At 61.8% G+C, this 25,820-nt stretch carries 25 protein-coding genes; 5 read left to right on the top strand and 20 right to left on the bottom strand.

Annotation, left to right across the window (positions count from 1 at the left end):
• Positions 1-5 precede the first annotated feature (5 nt).
• Positions 6-1,031: a sulfate ABC transporter substrate-binding protein gene (locus tag ACFPWW_RS16965; RefSeq protein WP_112570377.1), complete on the bottom strand. Its 1,026-nt coding sequence runs from the start codon at positions 1,029-1,031 to the stop codon at positions 6-8.
• Between the two features lie 355 nt (positions 1,032-1,386).
• On the opposite strand from ACFPWW_RS16965, the gene ACFPWW_RS16960 reads away from it, so the two are divergent.
• On the top strand, positions 1,387-2,403 hold the full coding sequence (locus ACFPWW_RS16960; RefSeq protein ID WP_112753974.1) for a porin: 1,017 nt from the start codon (positions 1,387-1,389) through the stop codon (positions 2,401-2,403).
• Positions 2,404-2,490: 87 nt separating this feature from the next.
• On the opposite strand, the gene ACFPWW_RS16955 is transcribed toward ACFPWW_RS16960, so the two are convergent.
• The 12 genes from ACFPWW_RS16955 to ACFPWW_RS16900 form a co-directional block, all read right to left on the bottom strand.
• The gene (locus ACFPWW_RS16955; protein ID WP_112703436.1) at positions 2,491-2,946 is read right to left on the bottom strand and encodes a PTS sugar transporter subunit IIA; all 456 of its coding nucleotides are present in this window, start codon (positions 2,944-2,946) and stop codon (positions 2,491-2,493) included.
• 29 nt (positions 2,947-2,975) lie between these two features.
• Positions 2,976-3,668 carry a response regulator transcription factor gene (locus ACFPWW_RS16950; RefSeq protein WP_112703437.1) on the bottom strand — a complete coding sequence of 231 codons (693 nt, stop codon included), beginning with the start codon at positions 3,666-3,668 and terminating at the stop codon, positions 2,976-2,978.
• Positions 3,665-6,376: a DUF4118 domain-containing protein gene (locus ACFPWW_RS16945; protein WP_112753970.1), complete on the bottom strand. Its 2,712-nt coding sequence runs from the start codon at positions 6,374-6,376 to the stop codon at positions 3,665-3,667. Before ACFPWW_RS16945 ends, ACFPWW_RS16950 begins: the two co-directional genes overlap by 4 nt.
• Before the next feature lie 65 nt (positions 6,377-6,441).
• Positions 6,442-7,011, bottom strand: a complete 570-nt coding sequence (gene kdpC, locus ACFPWW_RS16940; RefSeq protein WP_112570366.1) for a potassium-transporting ATPase subunit KdpC — start codon at positions 7,009-7,011, stop codon at positions 6,442-6,444.
• A 12-nt stretch (positions 7,012-7,023) separates the two neighbouring features.
• Complete coding sequence (gene kdpB / locus ACFPWW_RS16935) at positions 7,024-9,084, bottom strand: potassium-transporting ATPase subunit KdpB (RefSeq protein WP_377312613.1); 2,061 nt, start codon at positions 9,082-9,084, stop codon at positions 7,024-7,026.
• 45 nt (positions 9,085-9,129) lie between these two features.
• Positions 9,130-9,285, bottom strand: coding sequence for a hypothetical protein (locus ACFPWW_RS16930; RefSeq protein ID WP_377312612.1), 156 nt, complete (start codon positions 9,283-9,285; stop codon positions 9,130-9,132).
• Between the two features lie 10 nt (positions 9,286-9,295).
• The gene (gene kdpA, locus ACFPWW_RS16925; RefSeq protein ID WP_113497238.1) at positions 9,296-10,999 is read right to left on the bottom strand and encodes a potassium-transporting ATPase subunit KdpA; all 1,704 of its coding nucleotides are present in this window, start codon (positions 10,997-10,999) and stop codon (positions 9,296-9,298) included.
• 52 nt (positions 11,000-11,051) lie between these two features.
• Positions 11,052-11,141, bottom strand: a complete 90-nt coding sequence (locus ACFPWW_RS16920; protein WP_007825856.1) for a K(+)-transporting ATPase subunit F — start codon at positions 11,139-11,141, stop codon at positions 11,052-11,054.
• Between the two features lie 350 nt (positions 11,142-11,491).
• Positions 11,492-11,764 carry a transposase gene (locus ACFPWW_RS16915; RefSeq protein WP_162702903.1) on the bottom strand — a complete coding sequence of 91 codons (273 nt, stop codon included), beginning with the start codon at positions 11,762-11,764 and terminating at the stop codon, positions 11,492-11,494.
• A 7-nt stretch (positions 11,765-11,771) separates the two neighbouring features.
• Positions 11,772-13,217 carry an HlyD family type I secretion periplasmic adaptor subunit gene (locus ACFPWW_RS16910; RefSeq protein ID WP_377312611.1) on the bottom strand — a complete coding sequence of 482 codons (1,446 nt, stop codon included), beginning with the start codon at positions 13,215-13,217 and terminating at the stop codon, positions 11,772-11,774.
• A 14-nt stretch (positions 13,218-13,231) separates the two neighbouring features.
• On the bottom strand, positions 13,232-14,947 hold the full coding sequence (locus ACFPWW_RS16905) for a type I secretion system permease/ATPase (RefSeq protein WP_377312713.1): 1,716 nt from the start codon (positions 14,945-14,947) through the stop codon (positions 13,232-13,234).
• Between the two features lie 103 nt (positions 14,948-15,050).
• The gene (locus tag ACFPWW_RS16900; RefSeq protein WP_112570354.1) at positions 15,051-15,626 is read right to left on the bottom strand and encodes a PE-PGRS family protein; all 576 of its coding nucleotides are present in this window, start codon (positions 15,624-15,626) and stop codon (positions 15,051-15,053) included.
• A gap of 562 nt (positions 15,627-16,188) precedes the next feature.
• On the opposite strand from ACFPWW_RS16900, the gene ACFPWW_RS16895 reads away from it, so the two are divergent.
• Both ACFPWW_RS16895 and ACFPWW_RS16890 read left to right on the top strand, forming a co-directional pair.
• Positions 16,189-17,277, top strand: a complete 1,089-nt coding sequence (locus ACFPWW_RS16895) for a hypothetical protein (protein ID WP_377312610.1) — start codon at positions 16,189-16,191, stop codon at positions 17,275-17,277.
• A 487-nt stretch (positions 17,278-17,764) separates the two neighbouring features.
• The gene (locus tag ACFPWW_RS16890; protein WP_377312608.1) at positions 17,765-18,544 is read left to right on the top strand and encodes a LuxR C-terminal-related transcriptional regulator; all 780 of its coding nucleotides are present in this window, start codon (positions 17,765-17,767) and stop codon (positions 18,542-18,544) included.
• Between the two features lie 102 nt (positions 18,545-18,646).
• On the opposite strand, the gene ACFPWW_RS16885 is transcribed toward ACFPWW_RS16890, so the two are convergent.
• Positions 18,647-19,009 carry a copper resistance CopC family protein gene (locus ACFPWW_RS16885; protein ID WP_112703446.1) on the bottom strand — a complete coding sequence of 121 codons (363 nt, stop codon included), beginning with the start codon at positions 19,007-19,009 and terminating at the stop codon, positions 18,647-18,649.
• Positions 19,010-19,083: 74 nt separating this feature from the next.
• Positions 19,084-19,284, bottom strand: coding sequence for a hypothetical protein (locus tag ACFPWW_RS16880; RefSeq protein ID WP_112570346.1), 201 nt, complete (start codon positions 19,282-19,284; stop codon positions 19,084-19,086).
• A 238-nt stretch (positions 19,285-19,522) separates the two neighbouring features.
• On the opposite strand from ACFPWW_RS16880, the gene ACFPWW_RS16875 reads away from it, so the two are divergent.
• The gene (locus tag ACFPWW_RS16875) at positions 19,523-20,566 is read left to right on the top strand and encodes an NAD(P)-dependent alcohol dehydrogenase (protein WP_112570344.1); all 1,044 of its coding nucleotides are present in this window, start codon (positions 19,523-19,525) and stop codon (positions 20,564-20,566) included.
• 6 nt (positions 20,567-20,572) lie between these two features.
• Here the strand turns inward: ACFPWW_RS16875 and ACFPWW_RS16870 are convergent, their stop codons facing one another.
• The 4 genes from ACFPWW_RS16870 to ACFPWW_RS16855 form a co-directional block, all read right to left on the bottom strand.
• Entirely contained in the window at positions 20,573-21,142 is a 570-nt protein-coding gene (locus ACFPWW_RS16870) for a DedA family protein (protein WP_112703447.1), read from the bottom strand.
• Positions 21,143-21,176: 34 nt separating this feature from the next.
• Positions 21,177-22,538, bottom strand: a complete 1,362-nt coding sequence (locus tag ACFPWW_RS16865) for an FAD-containing oxidoreductase (protein WP_377312607.1) — start codon at positions 22,536-22,538, stop codon at positions 21,177-21,179.
• Entirely contained in the window at positions 22,538-22,996 is a 459-nt protein-coding gene (locus ACFPWW_RS16860) for a DUF4126 family protein (RefSeq protein ID WP_112570338.1), read from the bottom strand. Before ACFPWW_RS16860 ends, ACFPWW_RS16865 begins: the two co-directional genes overlap by 1 nt.
• A gap of 96 nt (positions 22,997-23,092) precedes the next feature.
• Complete coding sequence (locus ACFPWW_RS16855; protein WP_112570336.1) at positions 23,093-24,280, bottom strand: acyl-CoA dehydrogenase; 1,188 nt, start codon at positions 24,278-24,280, stop codon at positions 23,093-23,095.
• A gap of 182 nt (positions 24,281-24,462) precedes the next feature.
• Between ACFPWW_RS16855 and ACFPWW_RS16850 the strand changes: the two genes are divergently transcribed.
• Entirely contained in the window at positions 24,463-24,801 is a 339-nt protein-coding gene (locus ACFPWW_RS16850; protein ID WP_112570334.1) for a cupin domain-containing protein, read from the top strand.
• Here ACFPWW_RS16850 and ACFPWW_RS16845 read toward each other — a convergent pair whose 3' ends face one another.
• The gene (locus ACFPWW_RS16845; RefSeq protein WP_112570332.1) at positions 24,802-25,749 is read right to left on the bottom strand and encodes a LysR family transcriptional regulator; all 948 of its coding nucleotides are present in this window, start codon (positions 25,747-25,749) and stop codon (positions 24,802-24,804) included.
• Between the last annotated feature and the right edge of the window lie 71 nt (positions 25,750-25,820).

The following is a 25,820-nucleotide window of genomic DNA, read 5'->3' as shown; positions in this document are numbered from 1 at the left end:
ACCTATTATTGGGCAGGCTTGTAGATCTGGTCAAATATGCCGCCATCGCCGAAGAATTTCGGCTGTGCATCCTTCCAGCCGCCGAAGTCGTCGATCGTGGCAAGCGTCAGCTTCGGGAAGCGGGCAATATCGGCCGGGTCGGCAGCTTCCGGCTTGATCGGGCGGTAGTAATGCTTGGCCGCGATCTTCTGGCCTTCATCCGAATAAAGGTAATTCAGATAGGCTTCCGCGACCTTGCGGGTCCCCTTCTTGTCGACGTTGCCATCGACGATTGCGACAGGCGGGTCGGCGCGGATGGAGAAGGTGGGAGTCACGATCTCGAACTGGTCGGGGCCGAGTTCCTCGAGCGAGAGATAGGCCTCGTTTTCCCAGGCGAGCAGCACATCGCCGAGACCGCGCTGCACGAATGTGGTGGTCGCACCGCGTGCGCCGCTGTCGAGAACCGGAACGTGCTGCAGGAGCTTGGTCACATAGTCCTGCGCCTTGGCTTCGTCGCCGCCGTTTGCCTGCTTGGCCCATGCCCAGGCGGCAAGGAAGTTCCAGCGGGCGCCGCCCGAGGTCTTCGGGTTCGGCGTGATGACCTGGACGTCGTCCTTGATGAGATCAGCCCAATCCTTGATACCCTTGGGGTTGCCCTTGCGCACGAGGAAGACGATCGTCGAGGTGTAGGGCGTCGAATTGTTCGGGAATTTGGTCTTCCAGTCGGCAGGGATCTTGCCCGTCGCCTTGGCGATCGCGTCGATATCGCCTTCGAGAGCCAGGGTCACGACGTCGGCGTCGAGACCGTCGATGACCGAGCGCGCCTGCGCGCCGGACCCCCCGTGGGAGGCCTGGATCGTTACGGCTTCGCCAGTGTCGGTCTTCCACTTCGCAGCGAAGGCAGCGTTGAAATCCTTATACAATTCGCGCGTCGGATCATAGGATACGTTCAGAAGCGTCTGGTCGGCGAATGCCGGTGCGACGCTGCCGATCGCAAAACTGCCCGCCATGACCGCGGCCGCGATGAGCCGGGTGAACCGTAAAGTCTGCATAGGAACCCTCCGTGGTTATACGCTAAACTCTATCAACTAAGTCGTATAATGAAACGAAGATTGTTTCGGTTCCGGGGACCAACCTTAGAAAGCCATCCCATTTTCAGCGGGTGATTGCGAACGGGACATGCTGTCAGTTGGCCGCGGCCAATTAAGGCGCTGCGCCACAGCCGTGATTTTTCTGCCACAGTTCGACCCCGAAAGTGTCATTGGTGTGTCGATTTTTAGTCTTCTTTTGCAGCGCTGACGTTTTCGAATGCCTACATGGACTTCCGGTCGTTGGGATTCGGCGACCGATGGCAGGGGTGCCCTTGAAGCATTGCTTGCCTCTTTCAAACCGTAAAAGGTCTTTCTGATGTCTATTAAAACTATCCTTCTTGGCTCTGTTGCCGCCCTTGCAGCGGTTTCCGGAGCACACGCAGCAGACGCTATCGTCGCAGCTGAGCCGGAGCCCGTAGAATATGTTCGCGTTTGCGACGCCTACGGGACTGGCTACTTCTACATCCCCGGCACCGAAACCTGCCTCCAGATCAGCGGTTACATCCGTTTCCAGTTGAATGCTGGTCCGGGCCAGAGCGGCGACGCTGACTGGGATGCCACTACCCGCGGTCAGGTCACCTTCCAGACCAAGAACGACACCGAGTACGGCACGCTCACGGGCGTTATCACGCTGCGTACCAACGCTGACAACGCTACCGACCAGGTCACCACGCTCGACGAAGGCTACATCGACATCGCCGGCTTCCGCGTTGGTAAGCAGTACAGCTGGTGGGATGACGATCTGAGCGGCGAGACGGACACGCTCTCGAGCAACGAAACGACTCACAACTCGATCCGTTACCAGTACGAGACCGACACGTTCGCGGCCGGTGTCTCGCTCGACGAACTTGAATATACCTACGACGAGAAGCCCGGCGAAGGCCCGAACAACTTCGGCGTCGCAGGTCAGGTTTCGTTCAAGAGCGGCGCATTCAGCGGCTACCTGCTCGGCGGTTACGATACCGACAACGAAGAAGGCGCCATCCGCGCAATCCTCTATGCCGACATCGGCCCCGGCACCCTCGGCCTCGCTGGCATCTGGGCTAGCGGCGCTAACTACTACTACGAAGAGTCCGAATGGACGATCGCTGCCGAGTACAAGGTCAAGCTCACCGACAAGTGGGCCGTTACCCCGGCCTTCCAGTACTTCGACAAGATCGAACTCGATGCTGACGGCAAGGGCTTCAGCGGCGGCAGCGCCTACACGACCGGCGTCACCGTCGATTACCAGATCGTTGACAACCTGCGCAGCAAGCTCAGCGTTCAGTATCACGACGAAGAAGACGGCGACGACGAAACCTTCGGTTTCCTGCGTCTGCAGCGCGACTTCTAATAAAAAGGGGCCGAAGTGGCCCCTTGTTTCCGCTTTGCCTTCTCCCCGCCACGGCGGGGAGAAGGTCGAAAGTTAAGCGAATTTTCCTCAGACGCGCGAATCCGCGATGAAATCCGAATAGAATTCATCGGTGCTTCTGGCCTTGCGCATGGCCGCCAGCACGCCATCCGATTGAAGCCTGCGGGCGATGGCGGCGAGCACGTTCAGATATTCCCCGCGATTGTTTTCCCCGAAAAGCAGCACGACGGCGATATCCGTCGGGATGTCGTCGATCGCATCAAAATCCAGCGGCTGGGCAAAGCGGATCAGGAGACCGCGCGGGCTTGTCATGCCGTCGATGGCTGCATGGGGAACGGCAATGCCGTTGCCGATGCCGGTGGAGCCGAGCTTCTCCCGGGATTCGAGCGCTTTCAGAACGGTCTGGCCGTCAATTCCGAAGGCGTTGCCGGCCTTTTCGGCGATGGCCTGCAGCGCGCGCCACTTGGTCGTCACCGACAGGCCAATGAAGGTGTGCTCCGGCCGGATGATGTTGGGGAGGTTCATTTCATTCTCGATGCTATTCTTGGCAGGTATCAGTCGGGCTCGCGGAGCCGATAGCCGACCCCGGTCTCTGTGGTGATATAGTGCGGCTGGTCGGGAATCTGCTCGACCTTTTGCCGCAGCTGGCGCACATAGACGCGCAGGTACTGCACGTCCGCCGCCGGACCCCACACCTGCTTCAGAAGAAATTGATGTGTCAGTACCTTGCCGGCATGCTGGGCGAGCACGCGCAGGATGTCGTATTCCTTCGGTGACAGCTTGATCTCCCTGCCATCGACCTTGACGATGCGCTTGACAAGGTCGATCGAAAGGCCGCCGGTCTGGAAGATCGCCTTTTCGCCCTGCTGCTGCAGCCGGTGGCGGAGCGCGACGCGGATGCGGGCGCCGAGTTCGTTGATACCGAAAGGCTTGGTCACATAGTCGTCGGCTCCGGTTTCCAGGGCCTTGACGATGCCGGCTTCGTCGGTGCGGCTCGACAGGATGACGACGGGCATGGTCAGCCCGTCCTCGCGCCATTCCTGCAGGAGATCGTGGCCCGGCATGTCGGGAAGGCCGAGATCGAGCACGATGAGGTCGGGCTGGTCGTCCTTGACAGACTGGCGGGCCGCACCGGCGTTCGGCGCCTCGTGGACTTCATAGCCTTGCGCGGTGAGGCCGACACGCAGGAGCTTGCGGATGGGTGGCTCGTCATCGACGACGAGGATCTTGACGGCTGAACCGGTCATTTGAGTTCATCCAGTTTGGGAATGTCATTCGGTTTGGGAAGGCGGATGGTGAAGACGGCGCCGGACCGGTCCGTCCGGTTGCCGGCGGTGATCGTCCCGCCCATCGCCTCGATGAAGCCCCGGCAGATCGAGAGGCCGAGGCCGGTGCCGGCGCGCACCTGATCGCCCTTGCGCACGCGGTAGAAGGTATCAAAGACACGGGTAAGGTCTGCAGGCGGGATGCCCGGGCCTTCGTCGGAGACCTGTACGACGACGTTGTCGGCATCCGCCCAACCTTCGATGCGGATGACGGAACCTTCGGGCGCATATTTCGCGGCATTGTCGAGCAGGTTGAAGAGCACCTGCTCGAAGAGAACAGGATCGACGCGGACCATGGGCAGGTCGGCCGGGATCGCCATCTCCGTCCTGTGATGATCGAGGATCTTTGCGGCGCGGCGCAAGGCGCTGCCGGCGATGTCGCCGGCATAGTGCAATGCATAATTCGGTTCCATGGCGCCGGACTCGATCTTCGTCATGTCGAGCAGGTTGGCGATGAAGCGGTTGAGCCGTTCGGATTCGTCGACGACCGTCGAGAGAAGGTCGGCGCGATCGTCTGCCGACATGGAATCGAAATAGTCGCGCAGCGTGCCGGACGCGCCGAGAATTGCCGCAAGCGGCGTTTTCAGATCATGCGAAATCGAGGTCAGCAGCGCAGACCGCAGGCGGTCGGCCTCGGCTGCAAGTTTCGCCCGGTCGACATCGGCGACGAGCTGGACGCGCTCGATGGCGAGTGCCGCCTGGTCGGCAAGAGCATCCAGAAGACGCTGCTGCTCGGGCGTCAGCAGCGGGCCGTCACGGCGGTCGCTGTCGAGGCCGATGACGCCGACGGCGGTGCGGCCGGTGCGCAGCGGTACATAGAGGCGCTTGGCGCCCGGCAGCGTATCGGCGCCGCGACCGGCGGCATGATTGTGCTCCCATGCCCAGCGGGCGGCGGCAATATCGGCATCGTCGAGCGTATCGTCGGGCGGATAACCGGCCTTGACCGCAATGGAATTGTCCTCCGGCAGCAGCAGAACGACACGCACCTTCAGCATCGAGGCGATCTGGAAGGCAGTGGCCCAGAGAACGTCGTCCAGCGTGCCGGTGCCGGCGAGCTTCTTGGAAAAGAGGTAGAGATCTTCCGTCGTTCGCGCCCTCTGTCGGGCCGCGGCCGCCTGCCTCTGCACGGTTGCCGTCAGGTTGGAGGCGATGACGGCGACGCCGAGGAAGAAGAAGAGCGCCAGCACGCTCTCGGGGTCGCTGATCGTCAGCGTATAGCGCGGCGGCAGGAAGAAGAAGTTGAAGGAGAGAGCACTGGCGATACAGGTGTAGAGCGCCGGCCTTAGCCCGTGGATGACTGCCGATGTCAGCACCGCCATCAGGAAGACGAGCGCCAGATTGCGCACGTCGAGGACCTGATCGAGCACGACGCCGACAGCCAGCGCAATGGCGACATAGGCTGTCGAGACGATATAGGCCCTGAAATTCAGCGCCGGGGCAGCCGCCGCGGCCTTGACGCCACGCTGGGAGCTTGTGTCCTTCTCGTTTCCGGAGATGACGTGAACGCTGATGTCGCCGGCCCGCCGGATCAGCTCGTCGGTCGTCGAGCGGCTCCACCACCATTCGCGCCATGTCGGCGTCTTCGGCGCGCCGATGACGATGTGGGTGACGTTGTTGGCGGTGGCGTGACGCACCAGCTCCTCGGTTACTTCGCGGCCGGGAATGGTGATCGCTTCGCCGCCAAGCTGTTCGGCCAGCCGGAGTGTCGCGGCAATCGTATCGCGCTGTGTTTCCGAAAGATTGATCGAGCGGTTGGTCTCGATATAGACGGCTGCCCAGGGTGCGCGCAGCCGCGCGGCCATGCGGGAGGCGTAGCGAACCAGCGAGGCGGAGCGGGGATGATCGTCGATCGATACCAGCACGCGCTCGCCGGCCGCCCAGGGACCGGAAATGGCGTGCGCCTGCATATGGTTGAGCAGCTGGTCGTCGACGCGCTGGGCGGTCTTGCGGAGCGCAAGCTCGCGCAGCGCCGTCAGGTTGCCGGGCGTGAAATAGTTGGTCAGCGCCCGCTCGGCGGTCTTTGCCACATAGACCTTGCCATCGTGAAGGCGCTTGATGAGGTCGTCGGGCGTCAGGTCGATGATCTCGATATCGTCGGCCATATCGATCACGGAGTCCGGGACGGTTTCGCGCACCCGGATGCGGGTGATCTGCGAAACGACGTCGTTCAGGCTCTCCACATGCTGGATGTTCAGGGTCGAATAGACGTCGATGCCGCGGTCGAGCAGTTCCTTGACATCGAGATAACGCTTCGGGTGGCGGCTGCCCTCGGCATTGGTATGGGCAAGCTCGTCGACGAGAACGAGATCGGGCTTGCGGGCGAGAATGGCGTCGAGATCCATCTCTTCGAGCGACTGGCCGCGATAGGCGATCTTCACACGCGGTACGATCTCGAAACCGGCAAGCAGCGCCTCGGTCTCCTTGCGGCCATGGGTTTCGACGACGCCGATCACCACATCGAGGCCGTCGGCCATCTTGGCGCGGCCGGAGACCAGCATTTCATAGGTCTTGCCGACGCCGGGGGCGGCACCCAGAAAGATTTTCAGGCGCCCGCGCGACTCCGCCCGGGCCTTTTCGAGAAGCGCATCGGGCGAGGGCCTGCCGGCCTGGTCGCGGTTGTCGTCTGGCATGCGGTTCGGTCTTTCTTCGCAAGCAAGCCCCGGCGCGCCTTGCAGCGCTCCGGGGCTCTCAACCTTCACTGAGTCATAGAAGCATCAAGGCTCTGGTTCAACGCCAGAACATTGACGGTCGGCTCCCCGAGCAGGCCGAGTTCGCGGCCGGTGACGGCCGCATCGACCAGCGCCTTGACCTTAGCTTCATCGACGCCGCGGGCCTTGGCGACGCGCGGCACCTGGAAATAGGCGGCATCCGGCGAAATATGCGGATCGAGCCCGCTACCCGAGGCGGTCACGAGGTCGGCGGGAACCGCGGCATTCGGGTTGGCTGCTTTCGCCGCTTCATAGTCGCCCTTCACGCGGTCGATCAGTTTCTGGCTGGTCGGGCCGAGGTTGGAGCCGGAGGAGGAGGCGGCATTGTAGCCGTCGCCGGCAGCCGAGGGGCGGCCGTGGAAATACTTGTCGCTGGTGAAGGCCTGGCCGATCAGCTCGGAACCGACGACCTGGCCGTTCTTTTCGACAAGGCTGCCATTCGCCTGGAAGGGGAAGAGAGCCTGGGCGGCTCCCGTCATCGCAAGCGGGTAGAGAAGGCCGGTGATGGCGGTAGTGGCAACGATCATGACGATTGCCGGGCGAAATTCTCTAAACATTGTCTGGACTCCTTAGGCGAGGCCGACGGCCGTGATGACGATGTCGATCGCCTTGATGCCGATGAAGGGGACGATGATGCCGCCGAGGCCGTAGATCAGCAGGTTGCGGGAAAGCAGCGCGCCGGCACCGATCGGGCGGTAGCGGACACCCTTCAGCGAGAGCGGGATCAGCGCGATGATGATCAGCGCATTGAAGATGATCGCCGACAGGATGGCGCTCTGCGGCGTGGCAAGCCCCATGATGTTGAGCACGCCGAGCTGCGGATAGAAAGTGAGGAACATCGCCGGGATGATGGCGAAATACTTGGCGATGTCGTTGGCGATCGAGAAGGTCGTCAGCGCGCCGCGGGTCATCAGGAGCTGCTTGCCGATTTCGACGATCTCGATGAGTTTCGTCGGGTCGGAGTCGAGGTCGACCATATTGCCGGCTTCGCGGGCAGCGACCGTGCCGGTGTTCATGGCGACACCGACGTCGGCCTGGGCGAGAGCCGGGGCATCGTTCGTGCCGTCGCCGCACATGGCGACGAGCTTGCCCTTGGCCTGTTCCTCGCGGATCAGCTGCAGCTTGTTTTCAGGCGTTGCCTGGGCAAGGAAGTCGTCCACGCCGGCCTCGGCTGCGATGGCGGCCGCCGTCATCGGGTTGTCGCCCGTGATCATGACGGTGCGGATGCCCATGCGGCGCAACTCGTTGAAGCGCTCGCGGATGCCGCCCTTGACGATATCCTTGAGCTGGATGACGCCAAGCAGCCTGCCGTCGCGGGCAACGGCGAGCGGTGTGCCGCCGGCCTTGGCGATCTCGTCTGCGATCGACTGCAGTTCGCGCACGACTTCGGCGCCGTTCTTCGCGGAGGCATCGCCGTTCACATAGGCGAGTACGGCATCGACGGCGCCCTTGCGGATGGCAGAACCTTCGAGATCGACACCGCTCATGCGGGTCTGGGCGGTGAAGGGCACGAAGGTAGCCCTCAGGCCGGCCATGTCGCGGCCGCGGATGGCATATCTTTCCTTGGCGAGCACGACGATCGAGCGTCCCTCCGGCGTCTCGTCGGCCAGCGAGGCGAGTTGCGCCGCATCGGCGAGATCCTGTTCGGAGACGCCGCGCACCGGGCGGAAGCTGGTGGCCTGGCGGTTGCCGAGCGTGATCGTGCCGGTCTTGTCGAGCAGCAGCGTATCGACGTCGCCGGCAGCTTCGACCGCGCGGCCGGACATGGCGAGAACGTTGAAGCGAACGAGACGGTCCATGCCGGCAATGCCGATCGCCGAGAGAAGGGCGCCGATCGTGGTCGGGATCAGCGTGACGAAAAGGGCAACGAGCACGATGATCGGGATCGAGCCGCCGACATAGGCCGCAAAACTCGGGATCGTCGCGGTGGCGAGCACGAAGATCAGCGTCATGCCGGCAAGCAGGATGTTGAGCGCGATTTCGTTCGGCGTCTTCTGGCGTTCGGCGCCTTCGACGAGCGAAATCATGCGGTCGAGGAAGGTCGAACCGGCAGCCGCGGTGATGCGCACGCGGATCCAGTCGGAGAGAACCTGCGTGCCGCCGGTGACGGCCGAGCGGTCGCCGCCGGATTCGCGGATGACCGGGGCGGACTCGCCGGTAATCGCCGCTTCGTTGACCGAGGCGACACCCTCGACGACTTCGCCGTCCGAAGGGATGATGTCGCCGGCTTCGACGAGAACGAGGTCGCCGACTTTCAGGCTGGTGCCGGGCACCATGCGGTAGCCGCTGCCGTTGTTGGCGGTCAGAAGCTTGGCCTGGGTTTCGGTGCGCGCCTTGCGCAGCGAATCTGCCTGCGCCTTGCCGCGGCCTTCGGCGACGGCTTCGGCGAAATTGGCAAAGAGCACGGTGAACCAGAGCCAGAGGTTGATCTGGAAGGAGAAGCCGAGATTGCCGTTTCCGGCGATCAGGTCGCGGACGAAGAGGATGGTGGTCAGTGCCGAGACCGTGGCCACGACGAACATGACCGGGTTCTTGGCGAGGGTGCGCGGGTTGAGCTTGGTGAAAGCAGCACCCACGGCCGGAATGAGGATGCGAGAATCGAGGATACTCGCGGATTTTGCCTGGCTCATGAGAGACTCCAGCTTTGAAACGAGGATGGCGAACCGGACGGCCGGTCAGCCCTGTAAAATTCTGAGGGCGCAGACGATCACGAGCAGGCCTGCCATCATCACCAGGATGATGTCGGAGGCGCGCGGCGCCCGCTGGGCTCCACGCCCCGGCAGACCGGGACGTGGATGGAAGGCTTTTCGGAGCCTGTGGCGGATGAGCATGATGCTTACCTCAGAAGGTCTGGCCGGCGATCATGACCAGGTGCTCGACGATCGGGCCGAGGGCCAGCGCCGGGAAGAAGGTGAGACCGCCGACGATCAGGATCGTGCCGATCAGCAGGCCGACGAAAAGCGGCCCGTCTGTCGGGAAGGTGCCGGCAGAGGCCGGAACCGTTTTCTTCGCAACCAGCGAGCCTGCGATGGCGAGCGCCGGAATGATGACGAGGAAGCGGCCCATCAGCATGCCGATACCGAGCGTGACGTTGTACCAGGGCGTATTGCCGGTCAGGCCACCGAAAGCCGAGCCGTTATTGGCCGCAGCCGACGTATAGGCATAGAGGATTTCGGAGAACCCATGCGGGCCGGCCGTGCCGATCGAGGCAACGGCGGACGGCAGCACTGTCGCGATGGCCGTGAAGACCAGCATGGCGAGCGGCAGGCAGAGGATGGCGAGAACGGCCATCTTCATCTCCTTCGCCTCGATCTTCTTGCCGAGATATTCCGGCGTGCGGCCGACCATGAGGCCTGCCACGAAGACGGCGACGATGATGAAGAGCAGGATGCCGTAGAAGCCGGCGCCGACGCCGCCGACGATGATTTCGCCGAGTTGCATGTTGATGAGCGGGATCAGGCCGCCGAGGGCGGTGAACGAACCGTGCATGGCGTTGACGGCGCCGCAGGAGGCGGCCGTGGTGATGACCGCAAAGAGCGAGGACATGGCAACGCCGAAGCGGACTTCCTTGCCTTCCATGTTGCCGCCGGCCAAGCCGAAGGCATGCATCAGCGGGTTGCCGGCAGCCTCTGCCCAATAGGTAATGCCGACGCCGACGATGAAGAGAACGCCCATCGTGGCGAGGATTGCCCAGCCCTGCCGCTGGTTGCCGACCATGCGGCCGAAGACGTTGGTCAAGGCGGCGCCGATCGCGAAGATGGAGACCATCTGGATGAGGTTGGAGATCGCATCCGGGTTTTCGAAGGGATGGGCGGAGTTGGCGTTGAAGAAGCCGCCGCCATTGGTCCCCAGCATCTTGATGGCGAGCTGGGAGGCAACAGGGCCGACGGCGATCGTCTGCTTGGCGCCCTCAAGCGTCGTTGCGTCCACATAGGGGCCGAGGGTCTGCGGCACGCCGAGCCAGACATAGACGAGCGTCAGCACGATGCAGAGCGGCAGCAGCACGTAGAGCGTGGCGCGGGTCATATCGACCCAGAAATTGCCGATCGCCTTGCCCGATGCGCGCGAGAAGGCGCGGATGAAGGCAACGGCGATCGCTATGCCGGTCGCGGCAGACACGAAGTTCTGAACCGTGAAGCCCATCATCTGTGTCAGATACGACATGGTGCTCTCGCCGCCGTAGTTCTGCCAGTTCGTGTTGGTCACGAAGCTGACGGCGGTGTTGAACGTGAGCTGTTCGGGCACGGCGGCCATGCCGGCCGGATTATAAGGCAGAACCCCTTGCAGGCGCATCAGCGCGTAAAGCACGATGACGCCCATCAGGTTGAACATCAGAAGAGCGAAGGCGTAGGAGGTCCAGTGCTGGTCTTCGCGCTCGCTGGTGCCGGCAACGGCATAAAGTCCCCGCTCGATCGGAACGAGGACCGGTGAAAGGAATGTGCGCTCGCCGCTGAACACGCGCGTCATGTAGCCGCCGAGCGGTTTGACGAGCACAAGGACGATCCCGCAATAAAGCAGGATCTGAAGCCATCCGTTGAGGGTCATGGGAGGAAACTTTCAGTACCCGGCCGCTTCCACAGGAGAAGCGCCGGCGCTTTCAGAAACGTTCTGGGCGGATGAGAGCGTAGGTGAGGTAGACGGTGAGAAACACGGTTACGGCACCGCTCAAGACATAATCGAGGGTCATCGGTTCTCTCCTGTCAGAGCCTGTCACAGGCGCGCGTATAGGCAAAGCAAAGGCCGAAGAATATGATTGCAGTGCCGAGTAGAATTATATCCATCATCGATCGTGACTCCGGTTTGTTATTCTTGGAGTCAGACAAGACAAAGGGCGCCGGCTCCTGGGAGGCGGCACCTTTTATGCTTTCTGGCGTGGAGATGATCTTTGCGATCTCTCGGACATTAATATGCAGCCGAAGCGCATAAAGGTTCGAGATTGAGCCGGAGGCATCAATATAAAAATCTTATAAATGTCTTTATGCGGCAAGGACCAGCCCGGCGCTATCCGGCGACAAGCCCTCTGTCCGGAGGCTCGCCTCACCCTTTCGGTGTCTTCGCCAGCATTTCGCTCAGCGTTGCCGCCGACAGCATGGCTTCGGCCAAAAGCTTCTTGAGCTTCTGGTTTTCTTCTTCCAGTGCCCGCACCCTCTTGGCGTAGAGACCGACATTTCCGGACTGGAGGGATTGCCACCGATAGAAGGTCGGTTCGCTGATGCCATGCTTGTGGCAGACATCCGCCACCGTCACCCCGGCCTGGTGCTCCTTCAAGATGCCCGTGATCTGGTCGTCGTCGAATTTTCTCTTGCCCATCACCGCGTCAGTCCTCACGAAATGCTCTGTTGAAACTGTCGAGGAGCGGTCTGATGGCATAGAGCGCCACGCTGCTTTGGCCGGTTTCGATCAGTGTCTGTGCGGGCATGCCCGCGATCAGTTCGACATTCCTCATTTTCGCCAGCCGTGCGTCCGTCACACGGATCGTCGCGGCAAAGTAGGGCTGGCCGCTCTGCGTGTCGGTGAGACGGTCCGCTGACACATACTCGACCCGACCTTTCAGGAGAGGAACGCGTCGCTGATTGTATGGAAGCAGGTGAACCTGTGCCTCAAGCCCCGCACGCACGAGGTTGATGTCTTCCGGCCTGACATGGGCGGACACGATGAGGCGATCGGCGCGCGGCAGAAGATCGACAAGCGGTTCACCCGCGCCGATCACGCCACCGGTCGTGTGGACGCGCAGGTTCATGATCGTCCCATCTTCGGGGGCACGGATATCGGTTCTCAAGAGCTGGTCGTCGATTGCCCGCAGGCGTTCGCGCAGTTGCATGATCCGGCTTTCCGTATCGCGCATGCCCTGGGCGATTTCGCTCAACCGGTCGCTTTCGAGTTTCGCGATATCGGCCTGTGTCTCGCTGATAACCTGATGGGCGCGAGAGATCTGTGCTTCAATTTCACCCTGCCGACCATCGAGGTCGGCTTTTTCCCGCTGGAGGTTGAGAAGCCTGCTCTTTTTTTCCAGTCCCTTCGTGTTGAGGGTTGTTACCTGAGCCAGTTCCTGCTGCGAGATTGCGGCTCTGTCGGCCAGCGACGCCTTCTGCGCACCAAGCCCGATGATTTCCTGCCGCACCTGCGCGATCTTTTCATTGGCAATCTGGATTTCAGCCTGCATGACCCGGCGACGGGCTTCGAATATTTTCTGCTGGCCGGTCAGGATCGTCCCGACGGAAGGATATCTGTCCATCGCCGCCCTGAGCTCTTGCGGATAGGCGACATGGTCGGCGCCTGTCTGCTCCGCAAGCAGGCGGGCGCGGCTTCCTTCGGCGTCCCAAAGTTGCCCTAGAATGCTGTCGCGCTCCGAGCGAGCCTTCGTGTCGTCAAGTTCAATCACAATCTGCCCGGCCATGACCGTATCGCCGTTTCTGACGAGTATCCGTCGCACGATGCCGCCCTCCAGATGCTGAATGGTCTTGCGGCTGGACTCCGGTTCGATAACGCCCGATGCGATCGCAGCACTTTTTAGCGGTGCCATGGCCGACCAGGTTCCCAATCCGATTATGAAGACCAGGATCAGCATGTTTCCCGTCCAGGCGACGCCCCTGAGCCTCGACATCGGCGACGCGGGGGCGGGCGCGCGCTGTTCCGGTTCGATGACCGGCCAATGGGTCGTCTGCCGTCTGGCTGCCGTTGCCGACCGTCGAGCCAAACGCAGACCCGTCCTCGGCAGGCTTGAAAGTCTCGCCAGCATCGGCTCCAGTTGAACAAGGGTCATGGCGGCCTCGCTCCCTATGTTCCTGTTCGAGACGGTGGCTGAAGGTAGGTTTCATAAATTCGCTCACTGTCCCCGAAGGCGGCCACCGTCCCATTGCGCATGATGGCAATCTTGTCGGTGACGGACAGGATTCCCATCCGGTGGGTTATGATAACGACCGTCATCCGTCTCGATTTCATGCGCTCGATCGCCTGGAACAGCATGCGTTCGCCGTCATAATCCAGGCTTGAATTCGGATCGTCGAGAACGACGAGCGACGGATTGCCATAGGCTGCCCGTGCCAGCCCGAGTTGCTGGCGTTGTGCTCGAAGGAGCAGGTTGCCACCTTCGCCGATATCGGTCTCGTAGCCTCGGGGCAGCCGCATGATCGCCTCATGCAACCCAACCAGCTTTGCGGCGTCGATCGCTTTGCCGGGATCTCCACCGTCCAGCCGACCAATCACATCCTTGATGGCGCCGCCGAAGAGTTCGATGTCCTGCGGCAGGTATCCGACGTGGCGGGTTCCGCCGCAAAGGCGCAGGGCTGAAATATCGACCCCGCCGAGAAGAACGCATCCGCTCGTTGCCGGCAGGACGCCCGCCAGGATGCGGCCGAGTGTCGATTTTCCCGACCCCGACGGGCCGATGAGCGCTATGCATTCGCCTGGCGCGAGGCGCAATGTGATATCAGTCAGTATCGGCCGATTGGCGAATGGCTGAATATAGCTGACATGGTCGAGAACGAGTCCGTTGGGTTCCGGCATCGGCACCATTCGGGCGTCCTGCCCGGATGCGACTGTTATCAGCATTCTGTTCAGGCGATCGAAGGCGCTGCGGGCAAACGCAAAAGAGCGCCATGCGCCGATTGCGCCCTCAATCGGTGCGAGCCCGCGGCCGAGCAGCAAGCTCGCAACGAAGATGATACCCGGACTGCCGTTGCCGGCGAGCACCAGCCATGTGGCGGATCCCATCATGAGGATCTGCGCGAGCGTGCGGATCGACTTGGAGAAACCAAGAATGATCTCCGTCCGGTGCATCGCGACGTCCTGCGATCTTCTTGCCATTTCCGCATCGCGATAGACGATCAGCGCTGCACCGTCCTGCATGCCCATTGCCCGGATCACCTCGATGTTCTTGAGGGCGGTCGCAAACCGCAGGTAGCTCCTTGAAAGGGCGAGATTGGCATGGGCAAGCGGCTCTCGCGTCGCCAGCTCCGTCAGGAGCGCAAACAGAAGGAGCGCAGTTGCGCTCACTAGGCCGATGGTCCCCAGCAGCGGATGAACAAGAAAGAGCAGGAGCAGGAATACCGGCGCCCAGGGAACGTCGAAAAAAAGCGAGCTGGCCGGTGAATCGAGGAACTGGCGCAATGCGGCCAAATCTCGGTAGCATTCCGAGGCGGCCCCCGTATCGGCGCGAGCGGCGTATTCGAATGACGCGGTGAGCACCATCGGCCGCAGCCTGTGGTCCAGCCAGCTGCCGATACGCGAAAGCGCTGCCCTGCGAACGATGTCCAGGGTGGATCCGACCAACACGGCGATGGCAATGATGATCGTCAGCATCAGCAGCGTGTCGGCGCTTCGGCTCGACAGGACCCTGTCATAGATCTGCAGCAGATAGATGGAAGGCGCCAGAAGAAAGAGGTTGTAGCCGCAGCTGTAGAGGAAGACCAACCCGAAGGCTCCGGCGCACGCCCGGAGCGCAACGACCAGATGTGTCTGAGGGTGCGACGGCTTTGTGGAATTCGTTGTCATTATCAGATCTCGCTGCACTTGATACTGACAAGAAGAGGCTGCCTGCTCGTTCGGCAACCTATCGGGGTCGCCGGCCGGAACCGGCGACCCTCGGCACTTGAGTTCATGAGCCAATATGGCTGAGATCGATGTCGCCGAAGGCGTTTACGAAATGATCGAGAGCGTTGTTCACCGTCGTCGTTTCCGGATCCGTGTGAACCAGAGCTGATGCGATATCGCCGCCCCGGGCCATGTTCCCGTTACCACCGTTGCCGCCGACGCCGGCGAGAATCGTGGCATGCTGATCGGCCATCAGTTGCGTATATTGTGTCGCGGTCGTTGCCGCATTCACCGTAGCGGTGTCGCCGCCGCTGGTGTTTCCCTGGTCGCCGTTGGAGTTGGAATCTCCCCCCGCGCCGCCGGAACCGCTGTTCGTGACCGCCGCCAGGAATCCGTTCTGGGCCTGGGCAAAGCCACCGGCTCCGCCATCGCCAGAGCCCCAGCCTGCCGACTGCCAAACGTGATCGCCGTTGTGCAGATCGGTATATGCTCCCTCGACCGTTTGCACGGGCGAGACATACGCGACCGGGTTGTAGTCAATGTTTCCATAGTTGAAGCCATCACCACCGTTGCCGGCATTCGCGTCGCCAGCATCCGGGTTGTTGAGGTGAATCGTGTCAGATACTTGTGGAATAGGCATCGATGTTACTCCTTCTACTCCGTTTCGTCCGTGATTGTTCTACGGCGTTCCCCCTACGGTGTGGGTGTTCATCATGTCACCGCCAGCCAATACAACCGCGGGTGAATATTGCTCGCAATTTAATCTGCGAACTATCTAGATATTCGGCGACGTTCCTTCGGGTGTATGCTTGGGGCGGGCCGTTGTTTTGCAATGATACTTGGCGGCTGGCGCCGGACGGCGTGAACAAGGTCATGTCTGCGATCGCCTCGGTCCGGACAAACCCAGGCAAACCGCCTGAATTTCAAGGTCCCGATCATGGGGCGCCCGGCGGAGGAAATCCTGTTCGGGACCAAGAAACATATCCAGGATGTCTGCCCCAGAAGGGGGCCGTCCGCTGCCGACCTCCCACAAAGGGACGCTGCGGCCATGACAGCCAAACGGCTACAGAACTAGCCGACAGGGCGTAGACGAATTGCAGGCTCTGCTTTTTTCCCGTTCAGATGCAAAATGCCGGAGCAATTCAGGTGCAAGCCGCTGCGCACACGATGGCCGTGTGGCTGCCGGCAGACTGGAGACGGTAATGACGGAAGCTCGTCCCTTGCTGGAAGACCCGCCCAAAGCGGGCACCGACCAACACCTCGCCTCCAACGTGGCTGCGGGGCATTTGGCGCTGGTGCCGACCTGGCTTCCATTGGATGTCGCTTCCGGCCCGAGCTACAATTCAGCCGGCAGCGGAGGGGATGGAATAAGCGAGGGCGTGATCAGCAGCAACGCGTTGGCCGTCTTCATGCCGTCCAACGCGGCTATTGCGGGACCTCATTCGGCTGCGGATGCCTTCCAGGGCAACGACGCGCTCATCAACCAGCATCCCACCGAAATGGCCGGGATCGGCGGAAATGGCGGAAGCGGTAACGTTTCCATCGGCGGCGGCGACGGTGCCAACCATGCCGGCGCCGGGGGTGACGGTCTCTTCTACGGCGGCCTCGTAAGCACCGCGGTCGCGGTGTTCACCCCCGTCAATACTGCGGTGGCCGTTGGCCCCGACGCGGTGGCGCATTCCGAGCAATCGAACAACGCACTGTTCCTGCAGGGGGCAACCCAGATTGGTGGTGTCGGCGGCGCGGGCGGGGACCATAACATCGCAAGCCACGGCCCGTTGATGAGCCCCGGAACGGCGCTCACGTTGACCGGCGACAATTATGCAGGCCACGGCGGCGATGGATATTTCATCGGCAGCATGGTCGATGTGAGTGTCGCCATATTCTCACCGATCAACATTGCCATAGGCGCCGCAGGCGGCTCTGCCGAGGCTCATCAGACGAACAATGTGATTTTCGACCAAGGTACGGTGCAGATTGCGGGTATCGGCGGCGATGGCGGCGGCTTCAACCTGTCGTCGGACACGATTTTTACCGGCAGCCAGGCGGGCGGCGGTGGTGGTGTCGGGTCGTCGACCGGAAGCATGCTGGACGTCAATTTCGCCTATTTCCATCCCATCAACATCGCCGTTCCCGCCGGAGGGACGGCGGACGCCCAACAGATCGACCACGTTCTCTACGACCAGCATGCGCTTCAACTGGCCGGCATCGCGGGCCACGGCGGAGATGGCAACCTTACGGACGCCCATTCGGCTCTCGTAGATGACATTCTAGGCTTCATGCACAGCTAGCGGATCGCCTCCGGCCGGCAAAAGCCATGTTGAACGGTATCAACACGTTATCGGAGCGTCCGGTTTCCCTAATCATAATGGGCGATTGTCAGCCCCGTGCCCTTGTCGCTTTTCCCGTTGACCGACTTGCTGTCAGGGTCTGCGACTGCTTTGGGTTGAAATATCGAAACAAATCCGGGCTGATCGGCATCTCGCCATATTCCGCGGCTTCTTCCTGAACGGGTCCGTAATAGATCGGTTGTATTTTCAGTGCCTTTGAAAGCTTTGTTGACTCCGCTTGCCATACGTGAATTCGGCGGGGAATGGAAAGTTTGCGCCGATAAGTCGAACCGGTGGCCCTCATAGTAAGCTCGTGAACGCGCTCCGCAGCCCCAGCTATCTCTCGCCGAGATCTCATAGACTATAAGAATTATGCTGAGAGATCAGACTATTGATATGGATAATACACTCGCTTTTTATCATGACATGAAGCGAGAACAGGAATAATATGGATCGCTGTTGGGTCGCACATATTCGGGGGAGCACGCAAGTGTCCGACAGTGCTGGAACTAAGCGCCGCATGGGGCGCAATACACCAACTGTGATCATCATTGAGCATTCTACTCTGGCGCGCACCACCGTGGTGAAGCTTCTTGAGCGAGAGCTTGCAGGGTGGAACTTCATCGATCTGGTCTCGACCGAGAGTCTCGATAGGGCTCTTGGAGCGGAAGTGCGTCTGATTGCATTGGATCTGGCCGGCAGGAGCGTTGAGAGCGCCAGCCTGCGTGGTGATCTGGCAGCGATTGCCGCGCGGTTTCCTGAAGCTCCTATCACGTTGCTCTCAGGTACGGATGACGTCGACATAGCCCGTCAGGCGCTGAAGATCGGCATCCGCGGCTTTTTCTCGACCTCACTTCCCGTTGACATCGCCCTTGCCGGACTTCGTCTCGTGCTGGCAGGGGGAACATTCTTCCCGCAACTGCTGGGCGCTGTGACAAACGGCTCAGACGAGCACGCTCCGGCCAGAAACGAGGCCGAGAAAAGCCTGGAGGACAGGACGCAGTACCTGGCGATCGCCGATTTTACCCCTCGGGAAGCGGATGTCCTTGCGGAGTTGCAATGCGGCTGCTCAAACAAGGTCATTGCGGGAAAACTCAATCTGTCGGGCCATACGGTGAAGATGCATCTGCAGCACATAATGCGCAAGTTGCAGGCGCAGAACCGTACCGAAGTGGTCGCCCGTCTCGGTCAGCGCGCCGCCGGGGGCCACGACGCTTCGCCGAGTTAGGCAGCGCCGTCGGTATCGGAAGTGTCGCACCATTGTGCTCGGGTTCGCAGCACGGTTTGATTTCTCCGTGGGCGCGACAGTTGCCGCCGCACGCCCGAAGGTTCAGGGCTCGACCCGGAACTGGTAGCGGCCTTCGGCGCTACGGCCATCCATCGACAGTACCCGCCAGTTAAGCGTGTAGATGCCGGGCGCCATCGCCGGATCGAGCGGAACCTTGAAAACGGAACCGTCCGGTCCCGACAGGAAGGGTTTTCCGGTGGGCAAGGTAAGCCCCTGCTCGTCGAGCAGGGTCGCGGTCGAGCGGGCAAGATCGACAGGGCCGGTGAAGGTGAGTTCGAGATTGGCCGGCACCAGCTTTTCTTCCTGTTGCGGCGGCGGAAGCGATGCTTCTTCGATTGCCGCAGACGCCTCGTTTGCAGCAAGGAAAAGGGATGCGAACAGGCAGAATGACACAATCGATTTCATGACGGTCTTCCTTACGTTGCCGTCCGCATGGTGCCGGGCGCGTCATGCTCCCGCCACGCCATGCCGGCGCATGCCTAATAACGCTGCGGCGGGCGATTTCGATCCCGCGCCCGTGCAATAACCCGCACCGGCTGAAGCAGGGGCTGCGCCTGGCGGTCCGGCTGGAGGAGAGCAATTGCCTCGTCGAGCACGTTGCGCCAGAATTCGCGGAGTTGACGCGTGATCTGTGCGTTTGATGACGGGTTTCTGCGGATGTTGTCGTTGTCGTGCTTCATCGCTTTTCTCCTTCCGCCTTGTCGTCGCCGTTGTTGATAAATGTAGTCCTCGCCGGGCTTTTCCGGAATCATACGGATGTCTAGGCCGGGTTTATCTTTCGGGTGATGCCCATGTGAGCATTTCGTCACACGGCGGGCAAAAGCCTCTCGGATATGATTGAACTGCGGGGCCATGCGGTCCTATAGTCGCAGCAACGGCGCCCATGAATCGCGGGAGCCATAGGGAAGGAAACCGATCATGACCAAAGTCCGCGCGCTCGTACTGGAGCGTCAGCATGAGCTTGCGCTTCGCGAAATCGATCTGCCTCTGGAGACAGGCCCCGGGCAGGTGAAGATCAAGATCCATACCGTGGGGGTCTGCGGCTCCGACGTGCATTATTATACGCATGGCAAGATCGGCCCCTTCATCGTCAACGAACCGATGGTGCTCGGCCATGAAGCGGCAGGCACGGTCGTCGAGGTCGGCGCCGGTGTGACGCATCTGAAGGTCGGCGATCGCGTCTGCATGGAGCCCGGCATTCCCGATCCCAATTCCAAGGCAAGTCGCCTCGGCATGTACAATGTCGATCCGGCCGTGACCTTCTGGGCAACGCCGCCGATCCATGGCGTGCTGACGCCCGAGGTCGTCCATCCCGCCAACTACACGTTCAAGCTGCCGGACAATGTCAGTTTCGCCGAAGGCGCCATGGTCGAGCCTTTCGCCGTCGGCATGCAGGCGGCAACCAAGGCGAAGATCGCGCCTGGTGATACCGCTGTCGTGCTCGGCGCCGGCCCGATCGGCACGATGGTGGCGATCGCTGCCCTTGCCGGCGGCTGCGCCCGCGCCATCGTCGCCGACCTTGCCCAGCCGAAGCTCGACATTGCCGCGCAATATCAGGGTGTTATCCCGGTCAATATCCGCGAGAAGAACCTCGCCGAAGAAGTCGCTCGCCTGACCGACGGCTGGGGGGCCGACGTCGTGTTCGAGTGCTCGGGCTCGCCGAAGGCCTGGGAGACGATCATGGCCCTGCCGCGCCCGGGCGGTGTCATCGTCGCCGTCGGCCTGCCGGTCAATCCGATCGGCTTCGACGTCTCGACGGCTTCGACGAAGGAAATCCGCATCGAGACGGTATTCCGCTACGCGCACCAGTACGAGCGCTCGATCGCGCTTCTCGGATCGGGTCGTGTCGATCTGAAACCGCTGATCTCGGAGACCTTCACCTTCGAGGATTCGATCAAGGCCTTCGATCGCGCCGTCGAGGCACGTCCCACGGACGTCAAGCTGCAGATCGTCATGGAGTAAGGTGCCTTACGGGTGCCTGACGCCGGGTTTCATCTTGCGAAGCATCAGCGCCGCGCCCGCCACAAGGGCGCCGGCGCCGAGGGCGATGAGCAGATGATGATGCAGCGGCAGGCGGCCGAATATCTGGTGGATTCCATGGCCGAAGGCATAGCCGAGCGCTGTGAAGAGCTGACCCCAGATGAGTGCCGCAAGCAAGTTAAGGACGAGGAACTTCTGCGTCGATATGCGCGTCGTGCCGATGACGATCGGGCTGATCGTCCGCAACCCGACCAGAAAGCGGAAGGCGAAGATGAAGCCGGTCGGATATTTTTCGAGAAGCTGCGTGACGCGTGCGAGCGCCGGCGTCTCCATAACGCGGCGAACGAAGGTCCAGTGGGCGGCATAGCGGCCGGCAAAGAACCACATCTGATCTCCAGCGAAGGATCCAGCCGAGGCTGCCATCGAGGCCGCCCAATAGGTCAGAAGGCCGCGATGGGCGATGACGCCGCCGAGAAAAGCGGCGGTTTCGCCCTCGAACGCGGTGCCGAGAAAGATCGCCGGAAGGCCGTAGTTCTCGATCAGCAGTTCGATATTCAATGGCTGGCCTCCGGCTGATTGCAGTTCCGGCGGATCAGACCGCCTTCAGGTCACCCAGCAGCGTCGGGATCAGTTCTGAAACCGTCGGGTGGATCGGCACGGACCATTGCAGTGCCGGATAGGTCGTGCCGGCATTCATGGCGTCGATGAAGCCGTGAATCGCTTCGTCGCCCTCGATGCCGAGGATGGCGGCACCCAGGATTTCCTTGGTTTCTGCATCCGCAACCACCTTCATGAAGCCCTTGGTTTCACCGCGCTCGTTGGCGCGGCCGACACGGCTCATCGGGCGGGTCGAGACCATGATCTTGCGGCCGGAGGCGCGCGCCTGCTTTTCCGTCATGCCGACGCGGCCGAGCGGCGGGTCGATATAAAGGGCGTAGGCGAGAATGCGGCTCGAAACCCTGCGGTCGCCGCCGTCGAGCAGATTGGCAGCGGCAATCTCGAAATCATTGTAGGACGTATGGGTGAAGGCGCCGTGGCCGTTGCAGTCGCCAAGCGCCCAGATGCCTTCTACGTTGGTGGCCAGCCGGTCGTCGACGGTGATGAAGCCGCGCTTGTCGACGGCGACGCCCGCGGCATCGAGCCCGAGGTCGTCGGTATTCGGCGTCCGGCCGGTGGCGACTAGCACGTGGCTTGCCTCGATCGTCTTGGAATCGATCGTTACGGTTGCGCCATCGGCGCTCCTGGCGAAGCGGATGTCCTTGACGTCGGTATGGATTTTTATGCCCTCGGACGTCAGGATATCGGCGATCGCGTCGGAAATGTCCTCATCCTCGCGGGCGGCGAGCTTCGGGCCGCGCTCGATCACCGTCACCTCCGCACCGAAGCGCCGATACATCTGTGCGAATTCCAGGCCGATATAGCTGCCGCCGACGATGACGAGATGGCTCGGCAGGCTGTCGAGATGGATGATGCCGGTGCTGGTCAGATAGTCGATATCGGCAAGGCCCGGCATGTCGGGGATGGTCGGGCGTGCGCCCACATTGAGGAAGATCTTCGGCGCCGTCAGCGTCTCGCCGTTGACGACGATTTCTTTCGTGCCCGTGAAGCGGGCATGGCCGTAGATGACGGTCATGGTTTTCATGCCGGCGAACCAGCCGCCCAAACCGTTGCGGGCATTCGCGATGATCGTCTCTGCCCGATTGCGCACGGTCTTCATGTCGATTGCGATTTCGCCCGGGATCTGCACTCCGTATTCGGCGCCGCGTCGCGCCACATGGGCGGCGCGCGCGCTGGCGACCAGCGTCTTCGTGGGCATGCAGCCTGCATTGACGCAGGTGCCGCCGAGGAACTTGCGTTCGATCAGCGCCACCTTCATGCTTTTTTCCGCCATGCGGGCGGCGAGGAACGGGCCGGACTGGCCGGCGCCGATGAAGATTGCGTCAAAGCTCTTCATCAGACTGCCCACGCGATAATAAGGGCGCCGATGACGGCGACGGCATCCTCGATCAGGGCTGCCGGGCGATCCTGGCCGAAGGAGGCTGCGAGCCTGGCGCGGGCGGCCGCACCGCCGAGCGTGCCGATGACGGCACCGATGACGCCCGCGATCAGGCCGCCGAAGAGCAGACTGTTTGCGGCACCGATGACGGCGCCGCACAGCGCGCCGACGATGATGCGGGTGCCGAACTGGATCGGAACCTTGCGCGAAGGCGTGGTCGGCAACTGATCTGTAATGAGTTCAATGACGGCAAGCGCCGTAAAGACCCACGGCGTCCACCGGTAGCCCATGAAGGCGAGCGGCGTCTGAGAGATATCGAACCAGCCGAGTGCCGCGCCCCAGGCGATGGCTGCAGGCGCGGTCATGGCGCGAAGACCGGCAACGATGCCGATCAGAAGTGCGAGCAGCAGAAACATGCGCAGATCCCCCTTGAACCGCCGGCCTCTCTGCCGCGGCAAGGGAAGGTTTGCACATTGTCATCCAGGTTGCAATTCGCCTTGCGCGCGATTGAATCAGTTGGAGAAGGCCGCAATGCCCGTGATCGCGCGGCCGAGGATGAGCGCATGAATGTCATGCGTTCCCTCGTAGGTATTGACCACTTCGAGATTGACGAGGTGGCGGGCGACGCCGAATTCGTCGGAAATGCCGTTGCCGCCCAGCATGTCACGGGCCGCACGGGCAATCTCCAGTGCCTTGCCGCAGGAATTGCGCTTGAGGATGGAGGTCAGTTCCACAGGCGGATGGCCCTCTTCCTTCATGCGTCCCAGGCGCAGACATCCCTGCAGCCCAAGCGAGATTTCCGTTGCCATATCGGCAAGCTTCTTCTGGATCAGCTGGTTGGCGGCGAGCGGCCGGCCGAATTGCTGGCGGTCCAGCGTATATTGCCGGGCCGTGGCATAGCAGGCTTCAGCCGCACCGAGCGCACCCCAGGCGATGCCGAAACGGGCGGAGTTGAGGCAGGTAAACGGCCCCTTGAGGCCGCTGACCTTGGGCAGCAGGTTTTCTTCCGGTACGAAGACATTGTCCATGACCACTTCGCCCGTGATCGAGGCGCGAAGCCCGACCTTGCCCTGGATCTTCGGTGCCGAAAGGCCCTTCCAGCCCTTTTCCAGAACGAAGCCGCGGATGAGGCCATCCTCGGTCTTTGCCCAGACGACAAAAACGTCGGCGATCGGAGCGTTGGAGATCCAGGTCTTGGAACCGGTCAGGCTGTAGCCGCCATCGACTGTCTTGGCCCGTGTTGCCATGGAGCCCGGATCGGAGCCGTGATTGGGCTCGGTGAGGCCAAAGCAGCCGATCCATTCGCCGGTCGCAAGCTTGGGCAGATATTTCTTCTTCTGCTCCTCGGAGCCGAATGCGTCGATCGGCACCATGACGAGCGAAGACTGCACGCTCATCATCGAACGGTAGCCGCTGTCGACGCGCTCCACTTCGCGGGCGATCAGGCCGTACGCGACGTAGCCGAGGCCGGCGCCGCCGTATTCCGGAGCGATCGTCGGGCCGAGCAGGCCGAGTTCGCCCATCTCGCGGAAAATCCGGGGATCGGTCTTCTCGTGCCGGAAGGCTTCGAGCACGCGCGGTTCAAGCTTTTCCTGCGCATAGGCATGGGCTGTTTCCTGCACCATGCGCTCCTCGTCGGTCAGCTGCTCCGCCAGCCGGAAGGGATCGGCCCAGTCGAAAACCTCGCGCGTATGCTGCATGTCCAGTCTCCTCGCCGCTGTTCAGGGGCCATTGTTCAGCCATGCCTGATTGAAGGTCGCATAGACCCGCCCGTTTGCGGCGTCAACAAGGCGGCGATCGCGCCGAAGATGCAAAACCCATCTTTTCAAACGGCAGCAGCTGCGCCAGTTTGCGCGCGACAGATTCTTGGAGGAGGCAGACAATGTCAGCGAGCGATCTTTTCGTATCGGCCGAAGGCGCCGAATGGGTGAACCCCGAGCCGGGCGTGACGCGCCGCATCATGACCTATCTGCCGGAGATGATGATGGTAGAGGTCGCCTTCGAATCCGGCGCCGTCGGTGCGGCCCATTCCCATCCGCATATCCAGGCAAGCTATGTTGCCGAAGGCAGCTTCGAGGTCACGATCGACGGGCGCACCGAAGTGCTGCGGCAGGGCGGCAGCTTCATCGTGCCGCCCAATCTTGTGCATGGCGTCAAGGCGCTGGAAAAGGGCCGGCTGATCGACACGTTCACGCCCCACCGCGCCGAATTCCTGAAATAGTCAGCCTTCGGCCTTCGTCTTTCGAGCCGCCGCGCCGATATAGGGCGGGATGAAACGCGCGTCCTCGCTGCGCACGGCCTCACGCAGGAAATCGATCACGGCGCGCACCCGCGGCGCCTGCCTCAAATCCTTGTGGCAGGTGATCCAGTAGTGGCGCTTGAGATCGATCTCGTCTGGCAGCACGCGCACCAGCTCGGGATAACGGCAGGCAAAGAAATAGGGCAGGATGCCGAGGCCAAGGCCGTTTCTGGTGGCCGTCAGCTGCGCGAAGATGCTGGAGCTCTGGAATTGCGGTTTGATGCGCGGATGCACGTCGCCGAGATAGTCGAGCCCCGGTGCGAAGATCATTTCCTCGATATAGCTGATGAAGGGGTGGTTCAGCAGGTCGCCACGTGTCCTGATCGGCTCGGAGCGCGCAAGATAATCGCGCGAGGCATAGACCTGCAGATGATAGTCCGTCAGCTTTTCCGCGAAATAGGGGCCGCCCTTCGGCTCGTCCAGGACGACGGAAATATCCGCCTCCTTGCGGGAAAGCGACATGATCTGCTGGATGGTGACGAGTTCCAGCGCCAGATGCGGATGACGGGCGGCAAATTGCGGCAGGACGGTCGCAAAGAAGAAATTGGCGAAACCTTCCGGAGCGCTGAGGCGCACGAGGCCGCGCTGGCTGAGCGATCCGTCGGCGAGATCGGCCCGCAGCCGTTCCGTTTCCTGTTCCATCCTCTCGGCGGTTTCGACAAAGCGCGTGCCCATGGCGGTCAGCACATAGCCGCGCGGATTGCGCTCGAAGAGCTTGACCTTCAGCGCAAATTCCAGCCGGTCGATGCGTCGCGAGACAGTCGCATGGCTGGAGCGCAGCTGCCGCGCGGCGGTCGACAGCTGGCCGGTGCGGGCGACGGCTAGAAAAAACTGCAGATCGTCCCAAGTAAATTGCGATGCATGGCTCATCGGCGTCGTCCATCGGTCTACGTCTTTGGTCTAATGCCGCCCGGCAAGCAGCGCGTCGGGACTGTCGCTGG

The organism is Rhizobium sp. GCM10022189 (assembly GCF_042656325.1).
Classification (GTDB): Bacteria; Pseudomonadota; Alphaproteobacteria; order Rhizobiales; family Rhizobiaceae; genus Rhizobium.
This window is presented reverse-complemented; position numbering and strand designations above follow the sequence as displayed.

What these genes read in the sequence shown, in the direction of transcription:
- ACFPWW_RS16865 (WP_377312607.1), bottom strand. Translation starts at nt 22,538, where the DNA reads ATGAAGAGCTTTGACGCAATCTTCATCGGCGCCGGCCAGTCCGGCCCG.
- ACFPWW_RS16910 (WP_377312611.1), bottom strand. Translation starts at nt 13,217, where the DNA reads ATGACCCTTGTTCAACTGGAGCCGATGCTGGCGAGACTTTCAAGCCTG.
- ACFPWW_RS16845 (WP_112570332.1), bottom strand. Translation starts at nt 25,749, where the DNA reads ATGAGCCATGCATCGCAATTTACTTGGGACGATCTGCAGTTTTTTCTA.
- ACFPWW_RS16900 (WP_112570354.1), bottom strand. Translation starts at nt 15,626, where the DNA reads ATGCCTATTCCACAAGTATCTGACACGATTCACCTCAACAACCCGGAT.
- ACFPWW_RS16875 (WP_112570344.1), top strand. Translation starts at nt 19,523, where the DNA reads ATGACCAAAGTCCGCGCGCTCGTACTGGAGCGTCAGCATGAGCTTGCG.
- ACFPWW_RS16860 (WP_112570338.1), bottom strand. Translation starts at nt 22,996, where the DNA reads ATGTTTCTGCTGCTCGCACTTCTGATCGGCATCGTTGCCGGTCTTCGC.
- ACFPWW_RS16880 (WP_112570346.1), bottom strand. Translation starts at nt 19,284, where the DNA reads ATGAAGCACGACAACGACAACATCCGCAGAAACCCGTCATCAAACGCA.
- kdpB (WP_377312613.1), bottom strand. Translation starts at nt 9,084, where the DNA reads ATGAGCCAGGCAAAATCCGCGAGTATCCTCGATTCTCGCATCCTCATT.
- ACFPWW_RS16915 (WP_162702903.1), bottom strand. Translation starts at nt 11,764, where the DNA reads ATGGGCAAGAGAAAATTCGACGACGACCAGATCACGGGCATCTTGAAG.
- ACFPWW_RS16960 (WP_112753974.1), top strand. Translation starts at nt 1,387, where the DNA reads ATGTCTATTAAAACTATCCTTCTTGGCTCTGTTGCCGCCCTTGCAGCG.
- ACFPWW_RS16885 (WP_112703446.1), bottom strand. Translation starts at nt 19,009, where the DNA reads ATGAAATCGATTGTGTCATTCTGCCTGTTCGCATCCCTTTTCCTTGCT.
- ACFPWW_RS16950 (WP_112703437.1), bottom strand. Translation starts at nt 3,668, where the DNA reads ATGACCGGTTCAGCCGTCAAGATCCTCGTCGTCGATGACGAGCCACCC.
- ACFPWW_RS16955 (WP_112703436.1), bottom strand. Translation starts at nt 2,946, where the DNA reads ATGAACCTCCCCAACATCATCCGGCCGGAGCACACCTTCATTGGCCTG.
- ACFPWW_RS16905 (WP_377312713.1), bottom strand. Translation starts at nt 14,947, where the DNA reads ATGACAACGAATTCCACAAAGCCGTCGCACCCTCAGACACATCTGGTC.
- kdpC (WP_112570366.1), bottom strand. Translation starts at nt 7,011, where the DNA reads ATGTTTAGAGAATTTCGCCCGGCAATCGTCATGATCGTTGCCACTACC.
- ACFPWW_RS16965 (WP_112570377.1), bottom strand. Translation starts at nt 1,031, where the DNA reads ATGCAGACTTTACGGTTCACCCGGCTCATCGCGGCCGCGGTCATGGCG.
- ACFPWW_RS16920 (WP_007825856.1), bottom strand. Translation starts at nt 11,141, where the DNA reads ATGACCCTCGATTATGTCTTGAGCGGTGCCGTAACCGTGTTTCTCACC.
- ACFPWW_RS16850 (WP_112570334.1), top strand. Translation starts at nt 24,463, where the DNA reads ATGTCAGCGAGCGATCTTTTCGTATCGGCCGAAGGCGCCGAATGGGTG.
- ACFPWW_RS16945 (WP_112753970.1), bottom strand. Translation starts at nt 6,376, where the DNA reads ATGCCAGACGACAACCGCGACCAGGCCGGCAGGCCCTCGCCCGATGCG.
- ACFPWW_RS16855 (WP_112570336.1), bottom strand. Translation starts at nt 24,280, where the DNA reads ATGCAGCATACGCGCGAGGTTTTCGACTGGGCCGATCCCTTCCGGCTG.
- kdpA (WP_113497238.1), bottom strand. Translation starts at nt 10,999, where the DNA reads ATGACCCTCAACGGATGGCTTCAGATCCTGCTTTATTGCGGGATCGTC.
- ACFPWW_RS16890 (WP_377312608.1), top strand. Translation starts at nt 17,765, where the DNA reads ATGGATCGCTGTTGGGTCGCACATATTCGGGGGAGCACGCAAGTGTCC.
- ACFPWW_RS16930 (WP_377312612.1), bottom strand. Translation starts at nt 9,285, where the DNA reads ATGCTCATCCGCCACAGGCTCCGAAAAGCCTTCCATCCACGTCCCGGT.
- ACFPWW_RS16895 (WP_377312610.1), top strand. Translation starts at nt 16,189, where the DNA reads ATGACGGAAGCTCGTCCCTTGCTGGAAGACCCGCCCAAAGCGGGCACC.